The following is a 13289-nucleotide window of genomic DNA, read 5'->3' as shown; positions in this document are numbered from 1 at the left end:
TCAGGATTACCGGCATAGCCTTCGGATGGATCGGCTCAACGACCGCGTTCGGCGCGGTGGTCAGGAAACCGTAGACCGAATGCGGTCCGGGGATTGGCTTGGACTTGGTGCCACGGTCGCCCTTGAACTCAGTCCAAATGCCAGCGAAGGCTGTAAGCGGCCGACCATCGTTGAGCGCGAACCAGACTACGTCCCTTTTCTTGGTTTCAGCGTTCGGCTCGGGCGCGTATTCGGCGAAGCTATTGAACGGCACGAGGCATCGGTTCTCCGGCTTTAGCCAGCCGCGCCAGTGCGGCGACGACGTGTTGCGAATGTTCGTCACGGGCGGGCCGCCGGTCCGCAGCGGCGGCGGCATACCCCAGCGCATCAGTATCAACTCCCGCTCGGTGCCAGCATTGCGAATTACGGGCGCGGGATAGTCGGGGAACACTCCGGACATGGGTGGCAGATTGCCGACGTAGCGATTGACGACGCGGAACAGCGCGCGGATCGCTTCTTGGTTCGTGGTGATCGAATAGAGATTGCACATGCCTCAGTCTCGCTCCCCTGGCCACCATGTTGACGCCGGATCGTTGGCGGAAATCTTCGTCGGCCGAAGCGCCACCAGATGGCTCCGCTTGTACGGCCGCCCCTGAAGCCGCGAGCAATCCTTGCACCGCATGTAGCGTTCCAGTTCGTGGATCGGCGTTGCCTTCGGCCGCCTGACGGTGTTAAGCGCGACGGTCTGATGCGTATTGCAACCAAGGCATTTCACCTCGAGATAGAGGTAACCGGCATTGAGGGCATCGCCCAACGCAGGTGAAGGCTGCGCCGGTCCCTGAAAGCCGAGCATCCGCTTGTTCCAAGCCTCGCAGGCCAAACGGTCGGCGGTCTTGCGCGCCTGCGCTGCTTGTTCTGAGGCAGCGCGGATCGATGCGCCGTAAATGGTTTCCCGTGACTTGGTACCCATGCGGGAGAGGATCGCCGGGCCGCGCGGGGGAGGCAAGCCGCTACAGATTGGGGCGGTCGGCGTACCGGGCACAACCGTCGGACATCCACCTCAACTAACCTCTCTCACAAAGCTTCCCCTAGCGCCCGTAACGGAACATTATGCAACCATATATTGCGGGGCAGTGGTAAATGGCTGGGGCGATGTTGCAGGTTTTAGTGGGCGGTGCTGCGCTTACTGTGGTCTTTGCGCTGCTGGCGTCAGTTGGGGTCAAATACTTCGCGCGGCATATACCATACTCCACGGCGTTCCTGATTTCGTTGGTAGGGTTCGCGGTCGGTACAGTTTTGTACGTGCTCTACTTCATCACTAACACAGCGATGGCTTTGCCAAACTCAGTTGATGGCCTGTTCACGCTAGTCGTCATTTCGGTAGCTGGGACAATCATCACCAAGATGGCCCGGAACTACGGCGTCGAAAAGACCGGATGGTTGGGCATCGGGGCCAAGTCCATCTTCGTGCTAGTCTGCCTCTCATGGGTAATTGTCGCGATAGTGTATCTGGGCATGCAACTGCAATGATCCTCGACAGAAAGGACCTCGGGGAAGCGTTGCTCGGCGCTCTTGTCGGAGCTGCGTTGATCGCTGCCGCATTTTGGTTTCGCAGCGAGATCGAAATCCACATTGGCCAAACAGCTACAAAGTGGTTGTTGAACATTTTGCTGGTTCTCTACGCCATCGCAGCAATAAGCACCGTTGGGGAAGTGGTGGATTTATTTTCTTGGAAGTTCGCGGCGCGAAAACAGAAACTGGAAGACGAGCGGGAACGGACGAAACTGGAGGCTGAAGAACGGCGCGAGCAGGCGGAATACGATGCATTCCTGACGTGGGCAGCGCAAAATCCAAAGACCGTTGATCGCCTCCTTGCCATTGTCGAACACGAACAGATCGACGACCCCGAACATCTGACCTATCTGAGAGAAAGGCGAGAGCGAGAGGGGTCTCCCAACCGTTTGACCGATCTGCCGCGCCTGTTCGATTGGCTCAAAGCTCGTCGCGAACTCCAGAAGTTCGGCATAGAGCCGCCGCTGCCTCCGCTTTAAACAGCCTCGGCTGGGGCGCACGCCACCGCGCCACCATCGCCAGCCATCACTCACGACGAGCCGCCAGTCACTCATGACGAACACAGCAGGCACCGCGCACCGGGAGCGGTGGCGCACCGCCATCGCGCTCGCGTCGATCCTTCCAAATTTTGCACCGATCCGCAACGCAACCCGGAAAACCGGCGGGGCAAATATCATGGAACAGTGCCGTCGCGCGGTCCCCCCATAATCTCATTCCTACCGAAGGACGCCAAACTCGATGGGATGGGTCAACCGAGATGCGTCGCCATGGCGTGCCCATCGTCTGCGCTCGCTCGGACCCAAAATATCGGTGCATCTAGCGCGGGAGGGCCTACGGTCACACAATTTAGTGTGCTACCCCAAGGGCATCAGGCTTGGCCCGGGAGGGAGAACCAATTCAGATGGCGAAGGCGCTTTACGTCGCCTACTTCACGGGCGTCGCGGGTCAAAGCATTGGCCTTTTCTATATCGGCGACGGAATGCTCGTCGGTGTCGATGTCGCAACGATGCAATATGACGGCTCCTATCAGACCAAACGCGACGGCAGTCTAGAAGGCGTAGTCGAATATGTGCTCCCTGCCGGAGCCCCACTTATCACTGGAGCGCCCGCTGGCATTGCTCCGACTAGGGTCTCGGTGAAGCTCACGCTTCCAGCCAATTTTGCCGATGGCCGCGTCATAACAATCGAGACGCCACTGGGTCCTGTGAATGCGAAATTTGAAAAGGTCAAGGATATACCGTTATGAATTGCCCCGAGGGCTTCTGGTGCATGCAATTCAAGGATTGGCTCAACGTCGCAATCCTTATCGTCACAGCCGTTGCTATTGTCGTTGGCCCGATCGTAGCCGTCCAGATTACGCTTCGCTTTGAAGAAAAGCGAGAGAAGCGCCGCAGGAAATACGATACGTTTCACGCACTCATGAGGACACGGCGGGTGACGCTTTCGCCCGATCATGTCACGGCGCTCAATGTGATCCAGACCGAATTTCACGACGATGATAGGGTAATCACCGCTTACAAGAAATACATCGACAACCTAGGGGGCCCGGCCTTGCCGCCGGGATCATCAAACGAGGCTATTCGCCATTTCGTTGATGGGCGCGACGACGCTTTCAACGAGATGATGTTTGAGATTGGAAAGCATTTGGGCTTCGCGCTCGATAAGCGTGAGCTTGCAAAGTACTCTTACGCTCCGCAGGGCTGGGTCAATATCGAGGCCGAACAGAACGCTATACGACAATTCGCGTTGGAGCTACTGCAGGGTAAGCGACCACTACCGATCACCCCATTCCAGCCCAGCCCCTCCGCAAATAAATTCCCGCCGCCGCCATCGACGCCCCGCTGAAACGGCAACCCAAAGGGGTGAAGCAGCATGTCCGCTACGAGAATGGCTGCGGTCCTGATCGCAGGCCTTGCATTGTGCGGGTGCGACGATGACAAAAACCGCGCTTTCCAAGCCTGCATTAAGAAAGCCCAGGCTGATCCGGTGCAGACCGAAATATGCATGGATGAGCAAAGCTACGTTTTTTCAACTTCGCACCTTTGCGGTGTTTTGTACCCGAACGTCGGCGCAGAATGTTACTCGACAACTTGGCGGGCATGGGATGGGGGCGGTCTTCGGTGTCTCAACCCCGACAACAGCAAGTGCGGACCGATGTCCAAGCCTTATTTTGGAAATTGCGAAATGACACACTGGGGAACTGAAATGACGCAGGTTGAAGTCGATCAACTCAACGAACGGGTGGCTTGGCTGGAACGGAAGATGGTTCGGGTGCTGTGGTTGTTAGTCTCGATCGTTTCAGCGTTCGCTGGGTTCGTGGTCGCCTACACTATCGACAATTCCCTTGGACCGGGGTCGATCATCATAGGGGTTGGAATTTGGCTCACGGTTGGCTTCATTTTGCAGCGGCAGGAGTTTAAGGGCGCTCCGCAGCACATCCAGTTCATTGATCCGTAAATCCTCATGACACACCCATTGACGACGGAAGCAACCTACCTGCGGCTCGGCAGCCTGATCGCCGACACGCCCGATCTGAAGGCCGACCCGACACCCGAAACGCACCGTTGGGTCGCCCAGGTCTTGGCGCTGATCGAAGCGGGTAAGTTGGTCGACACGGTGGGCATCGTTTCGTTCAAAGTCGCGTCACTGCATTTGCAAGGCGGACTGCGTGACGGGAATTGGAGTACGATCTTGGCCGTCGCACATCAGGCACTTGCGAAGGCAGAGCTTCACGCGCCCGCCGAGTTGCAGGGAGCGTTCATCGCTGCCGGCCATGCCTTCGATGCGTTTGCTGCGGTTGGCAAGGCGCTGGGCACGGCGACAGCCGACGTGTTCATCGTCGATCCTTATGCCGATGCGAAGGTGCTCACTGACTATGCCGTGCTGGCGCCCGACAATGCGTCGGTGCGGGTCTTGACCGAAGCAACGCATAGCAAGGCGCTGAAGCCAGCGGCTCGGCACTGGGCGCAGCAGATGAAGCAGTCGCTTGAGGTTCGGCTCGGCTTACCGCGCAGTCTGCATGATCGACTGATCCTGATCGACGGCAAGACAGCCTTTGTGCTCGGGCAATCGTTCAAGGACTTGGCAAAGCGCTCGCACACCAGTCTCGTCCGAATGCCACCGGACGCGGGGAAGCTCAAGATTGATGCCTACGAACTAATGTGGTCATCAGCGACACCGCTCTAACGAGGTTCGCACCGGGAACCGCCCGAGGTACGGTCCCTTGCGAAGCCGGAAGTGTTGGTGGAGATAGAAACCGTCGCCTATTTGGGTAGAAGCTAAAGTTCCGCTTCTGGTCAAACACGGGCGCAACCGGCAAGTCTGATCGCCTCCTCAAAGCGGACATTAGGTTCTCGCACCACTAAGATCAGAAAGATGTCAGCGCGTGTCACGCCGCAAAACGCACTCCTTTCGCGCTCGGAAGCGCATCCGCGTTTCTGTAAACCATCCCCCTTGGTAATGTCTGATTGACCTTTCAGCTTAAGCATTTCATCGAGCACGGGTGCGATGGTGTGCTCATGATCGGGATCAACCCGACAGGGAAGCGTCAGGGTCAGGCTGCATCGCAGCCTGACCCGTCCAAGGATCGCCATGGCAGCTAAAATGCGCAAGGCCAAATCATTGCGGCCGGAGGATCGTCCACTGACGGCAATTTCAACCGCAGTCGGCAGCTTAATAAATATGACCCTGACCGCGGTCACGTCGGGCTCAGTCCTCCTATGCTTATTTGTAGCCAAGCGAATGCTTTGACGCGAGGCGCACCATGACAGTGAGTTATTTCCCACTAATCTCTGGGATTGTGGTCGCGCCAGTGGTCCTCGCGTTCGCCGCCGAGGCCAATAGTTAATAAATCAGTTCGAGCTAGACTGTCGACAAGACCACCCCCCCAAGCTCCTTGCAGCGCACAACTGGAGCAAGGTACGAAGGTACAACGCCCTCCCCGTAGATCGACCGACGTTGTTACGGAGCGATGGGCCATTCGTCAGAGAGCTTTTCAAGCTCGTCTATGAACGCGGGCATGGCATCGGTGATCTTGTTGTATCCATCTTCGAATGTGAGAAGGCCGCCAACAAGTGCATTCGCCAGTTGATGGCCGGCGGGTTCGGTGCGAAGGCCACGACCGTAGTGCACAGTGAAATTCTCGCGGTCGATTTTCGAGTACAAACCGGAAACGCCTAACCAGTTCGGATGCGCGTACTCGCTCAGCGAATTATAGGCTGCCTGAAAGCCCGGTAGTTTCCTATTCAATCGCTCGACGAAAGTTAGCACACTGATGGCTTCCGGCCCGTCGGCCCAGCCGTTCTTCGAGCCCGCGAACATTCTCATCAGCTTGTCGTTAAGTTCGGCCGGCGTGTAGCCCTTCCGGTTCTCTAAAATTTCGAGCAGATACCAAGTCATCGCCGCGCTCTCGGCGATGCTGCGGATCAGCAACGCCGCGACGGTGAAGTCTTCCTTTTCGACGGCATCGCACGCATTGCGCGCCAACTCTTCGGTGCGCCAGATCAGCGCTTCGCAGACGGAGATAAGCTGGAACGGAGCCTTCGAACGAACGCCGATTGCAGCGATTTCTATCTTGTCGGGCAGGCTGGCGCTCAAGCCAGCGGCAAGCCGCCGTGCCTCGGCTAAATTTTCGGCCCACGGTCTGGGCACGACACTATCCGGCATCGGCCGGCTGCCAGCCGCGCGCCGCAGCCAGCGCCTCTTCTCGCTGGGCATCGGTGATGATGACGCGATCAGGGGCCGCGCCGACATAGGTGCGCACGAAATCTAGCTGGTCATCATCGACGCCCCAGACGAATTGCCGGGCCTGCGAGACGACATCCTTATTCATCTGTCGCGCAATGAGGGTTGGATTGCGAGCGGCCAAAGCCATCAAGAATTGGTCATCTCTCGCCGCGACGAACAGATCGTGAGGACCAATCGGCAGAGCCATGTAGGCCTTGGGGTTTTCCAGCGGGATGAACACCAGCGGCCTGTCCGATGTCATCAACGGCCTCTCGGACGCGCGCAAATCGATGCGTATCCAAGGCATACTGGCAATATCCGGGACGGCGCGGCTGTTGGCGATGATGTCCGCCATCATGTTCGTGGCGCTGATCGCGGCAGCAGCCGGCTCCCGGGATGCGGTCACCTCGGCGAAGGTCCGCTGGTCATGCGGATCACGGTTCGCGGCCCATTCCGCCTCCAAGGCACCGGTGCCTTCGTCCCACATGTTTGCCATGTGGGTCTTGATGGTTTCGACGCACTCACGATTTCGATAGATCAGCGACAGCATGAACCGCGCCCAAGCGATGCGGTCGTCGGCATCTAGCAGCCGGCCCGAAGTGAGCTTTTGCAACGCGGTCGCCGCGCCGTTGTCGATTGGCGACATGAAATTCGTCTCAAGGTCTTGCGACCGTTCCTCGGCGACCCCTGCGGTGCGGTATAGGTCCTTGATGTAGCCGGTACCGGCCGGGGAACGACGGCTTGACACGAGCTTTCCATGGATCAGTTTCATCTCGCAAAGCTGCCGGTCCTTTCCCGCCCATCGGCCGAGGAAGAACTGTGGCTTGTAGTGGTGCTTGCGCGGCAGTTGCATGGTGCGGATATACCGCACCGAGGGTCAATTCCGCAAGGCGAAATCAAGGAACACGGCCGGCGGTAGAGTTCCGGACGCCCGCTCACCCAACATCTCGGGCGATTGCACGAACCGGTGCGGCGCGCTCAAATGTGTGATGGCCCCGAAGCATCACCCAGCGCCGCTATCCGGCGGCGACCGGAAGGCGCTGACAAAAGAACTCGCCAAGAGCCGGGCGATGACGCACATCTTCGCCGAGCGTTCGGCGGAAAAGCGTCGCGAGGGCGAGGCGCTGATCCGGGAAGCGGATAATCTGGCCTGTTAGTCCTTCAACGAACGCATGTGGTCAGATGGCGGCCCCATCGACCCGAGCCCGACCATCGATCAGGCCATCAACGGCGGCTATCCATGGCTGGAGGTCAGATGCAGCCGGTGCAAGACGGCGCGCGATGTCGATCTCGCCGCGCTGCGCCGACCGCCGACAACGTGCGTGCACGATCTCGCCGGGCGACTGGTTTGCCAGAAGTGCAAGGGCGCGGGGAAGCGCCTGGCCGCGACGCTGTTGCAGCTTGCGCCACGCAAGCGACACGACACGTAGAAGGCCGCTTGCCCGCCCAGGCAGGCCCGTTTAGGTTGCGCGGCATGATCGATTGGACCGCCTTTCCGGTACGCGACGGCCTGACCGCACTGGCGCTGGTTGTCGCCGGCCTGAGCCTGTACATCTCTTGGAGCACTGCTCGACAGGCGAAAGCAGAAAAAGCCGTCAATGCGTGGATCACGCTTACGCGTCCTAGCACCGAGTGGTGGCTCGCGACATTGAACGTCAAAAACGGCTCTCATCTCGGTATCGAGATCGAGAAGCTTGGCGTTGATCTCCCGGATTATCGGCTCGGCAGTATATGGCAGACAAAGCCGATCACGGCACCCAATGGCAGCCCAAGCGGACTAGACATGGCAGCCGTTGACCATTGCTTGGCGATGCCGTTCAAATGCACCGTCGCTGCGGGCGAAACAATGCAGCAAAATTTTCTGCTGCATCAGCCTGCACACAGTCAGCGCAAAAGCGCAAAGGTCAGCGTGATGTATTGGACGCTAGAACCCAAGAGGCGATGGCGCATCCTGCCGGTGGTGGCGCAAACCCGAAGCGATATGTGAAGATGTGAAGACAGGCCATGACCTCTCTCCTTTCGGCCGACGAAGTCAGATTTCTCGCGCGGCACGGGTACTCCGAAGAAGACGTTTATGACGGTCGTTATCAATCAAAAGAGGGGCGCGCAGCCGCCGCCAAGGAGGCGGGGAAACATCTGGTACTCGCCGGAGTGATCGGTCGGGCGAATTGTCGAAGGATGGGCCATCGCCTGCGAACGCGGGCAGGCCATTGCATTCAGTGCAAGCCAACGAACATCGCATTTCAAAGGCGGGAGGACACGCCGGGCTATGTGTACATCGCTGGCTCGTTGTCAGGGCGCATCATCAAGATCGGAACAACCGGGGACCTTAATCTGCGCGAAAACCAAATGCGCGCGGAAGGCTACGGTGGGTCAAAGGATTGGATTGTTCTATTCTCCGTTTACGTCAGTAAGGGAGGCGAGTTTGAGCGAGCGGCTTCATCTCGCGTGAAGGGCAATCGCGTGTATCGGACATATTTTAAGGACGGAATTGAGCAAGGTGCGGTTGAACTTCATCTATGCTCATTCGGTGAGGCGCTGAGGGCGATGACCGAACATTTGAGCGATGAAGAGCGGAAACGCCTGACCGTTTTTCGCTCTAAACATACTGGTCGATACGAATTTGAGTACGAATAGCGCGGTGCCCGTGGATGCAATAGCTTGATTACACTAGCTGATGCCGCGCGCCCCGCCCTTCGTGTCGAGATCGCGCACGTCGCGGTCTGAGGACGCCACCGGCCATCCAAAGCCCACCGGCAGACGGGCGCAACCTTAACAACTCCTTAATGGCACTTTTTGACCCCTGGATATTTTCCGGTGAGGTCTCGCGAAGCGAGACAGGGGCGCCCTGTCCATGCTCCCCGGGGGGAATTTGTAAGACTGCCCAACGCGGCTATGGCATGCGGCCGATCGTGGTCGCGCCATAACGGCGAGGCGGGCTATGAAACGTGATCTCTATGCGGAGGTATCCGCGCGCATTATTGCGCAGCTAGAAGCCGGTGCCGCCCCTTGGGTTAAGCCCTGGTCGGCGACCCCCGGTGCGAACATCCCATGCAACGCGGTGAGCAACCGGCCTTACTCCGGCTGCAACGTCGTTCTGTTGTGGATGGCACAGGCGGCTGGCTATCGCTCGCCGCGCTTTCTGACATTCAAGCAGGCCTTGGAGTTGGGCGGCAACGTGCGCAAGGGCGAGCATGGCACCAGGGTCTATTTCGTCAAGCAACTCCAGGTTCACGACAACGGCGCGGACGATAGCTCTTCAACGCGCCTAGTCCCGATGATGCGGGAATATACGGTTTTCAACGTCGACCAGTGCGAGAACATTCCCGCTAGCGCCATCAGCGGAAAGCCGTTGCGCGTTCGCAATCCCGACACGCGGGACGAACTTGCGGACGCATTCTTGTGCTCGACCGGTGCGGACATCCGCGAGGGTCACGGCGAAGCCTGTTACATCCCGAGCCACGATTTTATCTCGATGCCGGCATTCTCTTGTTTCAAGAGCGCGGATCACTTCTACAACGTGGCATTCCACGAGCTAAGCCATTGGACCGCGAACAAGGCCCGCCTGGATCGCGATCTGAAGAACCGCTTCGGCTCGCGCAATTACGCAGCCGAGGAATTGATTGCGGAGTTGGGCGCCGCCTTTCTGTGCGCGGAGTTTGGCTTTGACGGTGACGTAAGGAACGCGGGCTACATCGCCAACTGGATTGAGCTTTTGAAATCGGACAAGCGTGCATTCTTTACGGCATGCAGCCGGGCATCAAAGGCCGCGGACTATCTGCGCGGCTTGGCCCTTGCCGAGCCCGCCGAGATCGCGGCTTGAGAGTGCCGCCGATGTACCACCCCCGCGAGGCGCTCTACGACATCAACCCCCAGACCGGCGTCAGCATCGAGGTGTTCTACGCCGACCGCAGGCTGGAAACATTCGGCAGAAGCGGCGCTGGCTGGTTCTGGTGGCCTCGCCGGCGTGGCTTTTCGCCATCCAGCCCGGCCGCTGGACCCTTCCCTACGAGCTACGCAGCATATCGGCACGCAATGAACCCGGTGGCAGGATGGTTCAGCGTTGACGCGCGGCAGCGCAGCGGGGAGCTACAAGGTTAATACGGACATAGTGCGGACACGACGATTTCTCGAAAGGGCCGTGGCGCAGCTAACTCATTGATTTTGATGGTGCCCAGGGGCGGGATCGAACCACCGACACTGCGATTTTCAGTCGCATGCTCTACCAACTGAGCTACCTGGGCATGTCCCGGCGCGGAGCAGGGAGCGCCGGTTTATAGTCAGGCCGGCGGGCCATGTCCACCCGGCTTCGCCGGACGCGGCCTCGCTTCGCATCTCCAGCCAAATTACTGGGAAATCACGTTAATTCGCCTCGGGCGTCGCGCTCGAAGCATCCATGCCGGCAACACCATGCTACTTTGCATGGGGTTGTTTTCGACATTTTGCTATTCGGCATCCTCCGGGTCCGTCTCGCGGCCGGGGATGACGTATTTGCCTGACAGCCAGCGGTTCAGGTCGACGTCGCGGCAGCGGGGGGAGCAGAACGGCGCGGTGGCGGGGCTGGCGGGCTTGCCGCATTCCGGGCACGGTTTCGATGGCGGCTTCGATGGCCCGCTGGCGCCGGCGGCTTGGGGGGGCTTAGCTGGCATTGAGCCAGCCGAATCGGATCGGAAAGCCCTCGCCGCCCATCAGCGTGACCGTCTCATAGAGCGGCAGGCCGACGACGTTGGTGTAGGAGCCGACCATCTTGACCACGAAGGATCCGGCGATGCCCTGCACGGCGTAGCCGCCGGCTTTGCCGCGCCACTCGCCGGAGCCGATATAGGCCTGGATGTCGTCCTCGCTCAAGCGCTTGAAGCGGACGCGGGTTTCGATCAGGCGCTGGCGGAACGCCTCCTTCGGCGTCACCAGGCAGATCGCGGTGTAGACGCGGTGATTGCGTCCCGAGAGCAGCCGCAGGCACTGCGCGGCTTCATCGACCAGATTGGCCTTGGGGAGAATACGGCGGCCGACCGCGACCACCGTATCGGCTGCGAGGATGAAGGCGCCGCGCAGTTCGTCGTCAAGCTGGACGGATTTCAGCGCCGCGTCGGCCTTGGCGCGGGCGAGGCGATTGGCGCAGGCGCGCGGCAGCTCGCCCCGCTTCGGCGTTTCGTCGACATCAGCCGGACGCAGCGCGTCGGGCTCGATGCCGGCCTGGTTGAGCAGGCTGAGCCGTCGCGGCGAGCCGGAAGCGAGAACGAGTTTGGGACGGCCAAGCATGCAGGGTTTGTCGCGGAAAAAGGATTCGGAGGGGATCGCGCGCGGAACCTATCGGAAGGCACTCCATTCCACAACCGGGGAACAAGTGATTGTTGTCATTACGAATCTTTCGTCGTCCCTGCGAACGCAGGGACCCATAACCACAGGCGGTTGTCGGGGAAATGACAAGTCGAACTGGCACTGCCTCCAATCGCTCGGCCGCGGCGTATGGGTTCCTGCGTTCGCAGGAACGACGGGAAGCTATCCGCTCGGCAACATTCAGCGCACCGGGTCGATCGGGGTCGCGAGGCCAAGGCGGGCCTCGATGGCCTCGGCCGCGTCCAGGCACAAATCGTCGCGCAACCGCCGCCCGGTGATCAGCACCCCGATCGGCAATCCCGTCGCCTCGTCACGCCCGGCCGGCACGCAGGCCGACGGCAGGCCGAGCAGATTGGCCGGGACCACCGGGCGCATCAGCTCCTTGGTCGCAGCCGATCCGGCCGGGGTCGCCGAATCGAAGCCATGCTCGAACGGCAATTGCGTCCAGGTCGGCGACAGCAGCAGCGGCCGGTCCGCCATGAAGGTCGACCATGCGCGCGCGATGCCGTCACGTTCGGCCATCAGTTGCGAGAATGCCGCCGCGTCGGCCAAAGGCGGTATGCCCTCATTGAAGTTGTTCAGGAAGGCCATGGCGTCCGCGCCCATCATCGGGGACAGCAAGGCCAGCACCGAGCCGAAATCACCCATGATCAGGCGCGCCCAGCAGCCGATCGCGTCGTCGTAACGCGGCGGGCAGGCTTCTTCCACGACATAACCGGCATCGGCCAGCGCCTGCGCGGCACGCCGCACCGTAGCCGCCACCTTTGGATCGGTGCCGCCACCGGGCGGCTCGGGCAGCACAGCCACGCGAATCGGCCGCGCCAACGCCGGCCCCTCGAACGGAGCATCGATCGACCAGGGATCGCGCGGATGCGCGCCCATCAAGACACGCAGGCCAAGGCGCACATCCGCCACGCGGCGGGCCATCGGCCCCTGCACGTTCATCAATTGCACCGCCAGCAACCGGTCTTCGGCCGGCACATAACCCGCATCGGGCACGCGGCCGGCGGATGGACGGATCGAGGCGATGCCGCAGGCGTTCGCCGGATTACGCAGCGAGCCGCCGATGTCGTTGCCAAGGCCGATCGGGCTCATGCCGCTGGCCAGCGCTGCGGCCTCGCCGCCGCTCGAGCCGCCCGCGGTGCGGCCGGGATGCCAGGGATTTCGCGTCAGGCCGTGCAGCGAACTGTCGGTGTGCACGCGCAGCGCCATGTCAGGCAGATTGGTGCGGGCGATCGGGATGGCGCCGGCGGCGCGCATGCGTTCGACGACCGGCGCATCCACCGGGACCACCGCCTTGGCCAGCGCGGGCACGCCCCAGGTCGTCGGTAGCCCGGCCATGTCGATGTTTTCCTTCACCGTGAAAGGCACGCCGTGCAGCGGGCCAATGGTTTCGCCGGCGGCCTGCCGCTGGTCGGCGTTGACGGCAGCCGCGCGGGCCTCGTCGGCCAGCACGCGCACCACGGCATTCAGCACAGGATTCACCGCATCGATGCGCGCCAGATGGGCATCCACCACTTCCGCCGAACTCAGTTGCCGGCGTGCAATGCGCTGCGCCAGCTCAGTGGCCGGGAGTTGCCAGATCTCGCTCATCGCCTACTCCAACATGACATGCGCAACGAAGTCGCGCTGGCGCCCCCACCCGTCGGTCAGAGTAGTACCGCACCTGTCGG

17 protein-coding genes, 1 tRNA gene and 1 pseudogene are annotated in these 13289 nt (G+C 60.6%); 10 read left to right on the top strand and 9 right to left on the bottom strand.

The window, feature by feature from the left end; all coding sequences use genetic code 11:
- Together JQ624_RS33030 and JQ624_RS33025 are read right to left on the bottom strand one after the other, a co-directional pair.
- A partial coding sequence (locus JQ624_RS33030; protein ID WP_212423079.1) for an SOS response-associated peptidase occupies nt 1–529 on the bottom strand: 529 nt, incomplete at its 3' end.
- Nucleotides 530–532: 3 nt separating this feature from the next.
- The gene (locus tag JQ624_RS33025) at nt 533–949 is read right to left on the bottom strand and encodes a hypothetical protein (protein ID WP_212423078.1); all 417 of its coding nucleotides are present in this window, start codon (nt 947–949) and stop codon (nt 533–535) included.
- Nucleotides 950–1119: 170 nt separating this feature from the next.
- Here JQ624_RS33025 and JQ624_RS33020 point away from each other — a divergent pair, with 170 nt between their 5' ends.
- The 6 genes from JQ624_RS33020 to JQ624_RS32995 all read left to right on the top strand — a co-directional run bounded on the left by JQ624_RS33020 (nt 1120) and on the right by JQ624_RS32995 (nt 4737).
- Nucleotides 1120–1509 carry a hypothetical protein gene (locus JQ624_RS33020; protein WP_212423077.1) on the top strand — a complete coding sequence of 130 codons (390 nt, stop codon included), beginning with the start codon at nt 1120–1122 and terminating at the stop codon, nt 1507–1509.
- Nucleotides 1506–2030 carry a hypothetical protein gene (locus JQ624_RS33015; protein ID WP_212423076.1) on the top strand — a complete coding sequence of 175 codons (525 nt, stop codon included), beginning with the start codon at nt 1506–1508 and terminating at the stop codon, nt 2028–2030. Before JQ624_RS33020 ends, JQ624_RS33015 begins: the two co-directional genes overlap by 4 nt.
- Nucleotides 2031–2452: 422 nt before the next feature.
- Nucleotides 2453–2797: a hypothetical protein gene (locus JQ624_RS33010; RefSeq protein ID WP_212423075.1), complete on the top strand. Its 345-nt coding sequence runs from the start codon at nt 2453–2455 to the stop codon at nt 2795–2797.
- Nucleotides 2794–3396 (top strand): DUF6680 family protein, encoded by a 603-nt coding sequence (locus tag JQ624_RS33005; protein ID WP_212423074.1) that lies wholly within the window; start codon nt 2794–2796, stop codon nt 3394–3396. The genes JQ624_RS33010 and JQ624_RS33005 overlap by 4 nt, the downstream gene beginning before the upstream one ends.
- A 42-nt stretch (nt 3397–3438) precedes the next feature.
- Nucleotides 3439–4008 carry a hypothetical protein gene (locus JQ624_RS33000; protein ID WP_212423073.1) on the top strand — a complete coding sequence of 190 codons (570 nt, stop codon included), beginning with the start codon at nt 3439–3441 and terminating at the stop codon, nt 4006–4008.
- 18 nt (nt 4009–4026) lie between these two features.
- A complete protein-coding gene (locus JQ624_RS32995; protein WP_212423072.1) occupies nt 4027–4737 on the top strand; it encodes a phosphatidylserine/phosphatidylglycerophosphate/cardiolipin synthase family protein in 711 nt (236 codons plus the stop codon).
- A 110-nt stretch (nt 4738–4847) separates the two neighbouring features.
- On the opposite strand, the gene JQ624_RS32990 is transcribed toward JQ624_RS32995, so the two are convergent.
- From JQ624_RS32990 to JQ624_RS32980, 3 genes are all read right to left on the bottom strand, one after another.
- Nucleotides 4848–5252, bottom strand: a complete 405-nt coding sequence (locus JQ624_RS32990) for a hypothetical protein (protein WP_212423071.1) — start codon at nt 5250–5252, stop codon at nt 4848–4850.
- Nucleotides 5253–5511: 259 nt separating this feature from the next.
- On the bottom strand, nt 5512–6216 hold the full coding sequence (locus tag JQ624_RS32985) for a hypothetical protein (RefSeq protein ID WP_212423070.1): 705 nt from the start codon (nt 6214–6216) through the stop codon (nt 5512–5514).
- Nucleotides 6206–7147 carry a DUF4238 domain-containing protein gene (locus JQ624_RS32980; RefSeq protein ID WP_212423069.1) on the bottom strand — a complete coding sequence of 314 codons (942 nt, stop codon included), beginning with the start codon at nt 7145–7147 and terminating at the stop codon, nt 6206–6208. The genes JQ624_RS32985 and JQ624_RS32980 overlap by 11 nt, the downstream gene beginning before the upstream one ends.
- Nucleotides 7148–7265: 118 nt before the next feature.
- On the opposite strand from JQ624_RS32980, the pseudogene JQ624_RS32975 reads away from it, so the two are divergent.
- From JQ624_RS32975 to JQ624_RS32960, 4 genes and pseudogenes are all read left to right on the top strand, one after another.
- Nucleotides 7266–7706: pseudogene (locus tag JQ624_RS32975) on the top strand (hypothetical protein).
- A 44-nt stretch (nt 7707–7750) separates the two neighbouring features.
- A complete protein-coding gene (locus JQ624_RS32970; RefSeq protein WP_212423068.1) occupies nt 7751–8263 on the top strand; it encodes a hypothetical protein in 513 nt (170 codons plus the stop codon).
- A gap of 17 nt (nt 8264–8280) precedes the next feature.
- Nucleotides 8281–8913 carry a hypothetical protein gene (locus JQ624_RS32965; protein ID WP_212423067.1) on the top strand — a complete coding sequence of 211 codons (633 nt, stop codon included), beginning with the start codon at nt 8281–8283 and terminating at the stop codon, nt 8911–8913.
- Between the two features lie 304 nt (nt 8914–9217).
- Nucleotides 9218–10099 (top strand): ArdC family protein, encoded by an 882-nt coding sequence (locus JQ624_RS32960; RefSeq protein ID WP_212423066.1) that lies wholly within the window; start codon nt 9218–9220, stop codon nt 10097–10099.
- A 345-nt stretch (nt 10100–10444) separates the two neighbouring features.
- Here the strand turns inward: JQ624_RS32960 and JQ624_RS32955 are convergent.
- From JQ624_RS32955 to JQ624_RS32940, 4 genes are all read right to left on the bottom strand, one after another.
- Nucleotides 10445–10520, bottom strand: a tRNA-Phe gene (locus JQ624_RS32955).
- A 201-nt stretch (nt 10521–10721) separates the two neighbouring features.
- Complete coding sequence (yacG, locus tag JQ624_RS32950; RefSeq protein ID WP_212423065.1) at nt 10722–10925, bottom strand: DNA gyrase inhibitor YacG; 204 nt, start codon at nt 10923–10925, stop codon at nt 10722–10724.
- The gene (locus JQ624_RS32945; RefSeq protein ID WP_212423064.1) at nt 10915–11538 is read right to left on the bottom strand and encodes a Maf-like protein; all 624 of its coding nucleotides are present in this window, start codon (nt 11536–11538) and stop codon (nt 10915–10917) included. The genes yacG and JQ624_RS32945 overlap by 11 nt, the downstream gene beginning before the upstream one ends.
- Before the next feature lie 258 nt (nt 11539–11796).
- The gene (locus tag JQ624_RS32940) at nt 11797–13209 is read right to left on the bottom strand and encodes an amidase (protein ID WP_212423063.1); all 1413 of its coding nucleotides are present in this window, start codon (nt 13207–13209) and stop codon (nt 11797–11799) included.
- Nucleotides 13210–13289: the final 80 nt, after the last annotated feature.

The organism is Bradyrhizobium sp. AUGA SZCCT0283 (genome assembly GCF_018130385.1).
Classification (GTDB): domain Bacteria; phylum Pseudomonadota; class Alphaproteobacteria; order Rhizobiales; family Xanthobacteraceae; genus Bradyrhizobium.
The sequence above is the reverse complement of the archived record's forward strand: the minus strand, read 5'-3'. Positions and strand labels throughout refer to the sequence as shown.

Coding starts and splice junctions, on each gene's coding strand:
- yacG (WP_212423065.1), bottom strand. CDS start 10,925: ATGCCAGCTAAGCCCCCCCAAGCCGCCGGCGCCAGCGGGCCATCGAAG.
- JQ624_RS32965 (WP_212423067.1), top strand. CDS start 8,281: ATGACCTCTCTCCTTTCGGCCGACGAAGTCAGATTTCTCGCGCGGCAC.
- JQ624_RS33005 (WP_212423074.1), top strand. CDS start 2,794: ATGAATTGCCCCGAGGGCTTCTGGTGCATGCAATTCAAGGATTGGCTC.
- JQ624_RS33000 (WP_212423073.1), top strand. CDS start 3,439: ATGGCTGCGGTCCTGATCGCAGGCCTTGCATTGTGCGGGTGCGACGAT.
- JQ624_RS32940 (WP_212423063.1), bottom strand. CDS start 13,209: ATGAGCGAGATCTGGCAACTCCCGGCCACTGAGCTGGCGCAGCGCATT.
- JQ624_RS33020 (WP_212423077.1), top strand. CDS start 1,120: ATGGCTGGGGCGATGTTGCAGGTTTTAGTGGGCGGTGCTGCGCTTACT.
- JQ624_RS32985 (WP_212423070.1), bottom strand. CDS start 6,216: ATGCCGGATAGTGTCGTGCCCAGACCGTGGGCCGAAAATTTAGCCGAG.
- JQ624_RS32945 (WP_212423064.1), bottom strand. CDS start 11,538: ATGCTTGGCCGTCCCAAACTCGTTCTCGCTTCCGGCTCGCCGCGACGG.
- JQ624_RS32970 (WP_212423068.1), top strand. CDS start 7,751: ATGATCGATTGGACCGCCTTTCCGGTACGCGACGGCCTGACCGCACTG.
- JQ624_RS32960 (WP_212423066.1), top strand. CDS start 9,218: ATGAAACGTGATCTCTATGCGGAGGTATCCGCGCGCATTATTGCGCAG.
- JQ624_RS33015 (WP_212423076.1), top strand. CDS start 1,506: ATGATCCTCGACAGAAAGGACCTCGGGGAAGCGTTGCTCGGCGCTCTT.
- JQ624_RS33010 (WP_212423075.1), top strand. CDS start 2,453: ATGGCGAAGGCGCTTTACGTCGCCTACTTCACGGGCGTCGCGGGTCAA.
- JQ624_RS33025 (WP_212423078.1), bottom strand. CDS start 949: ATGGGTACCAAGTCACGGGAAACCATTTACGGCGCATCGATCCGCGCT.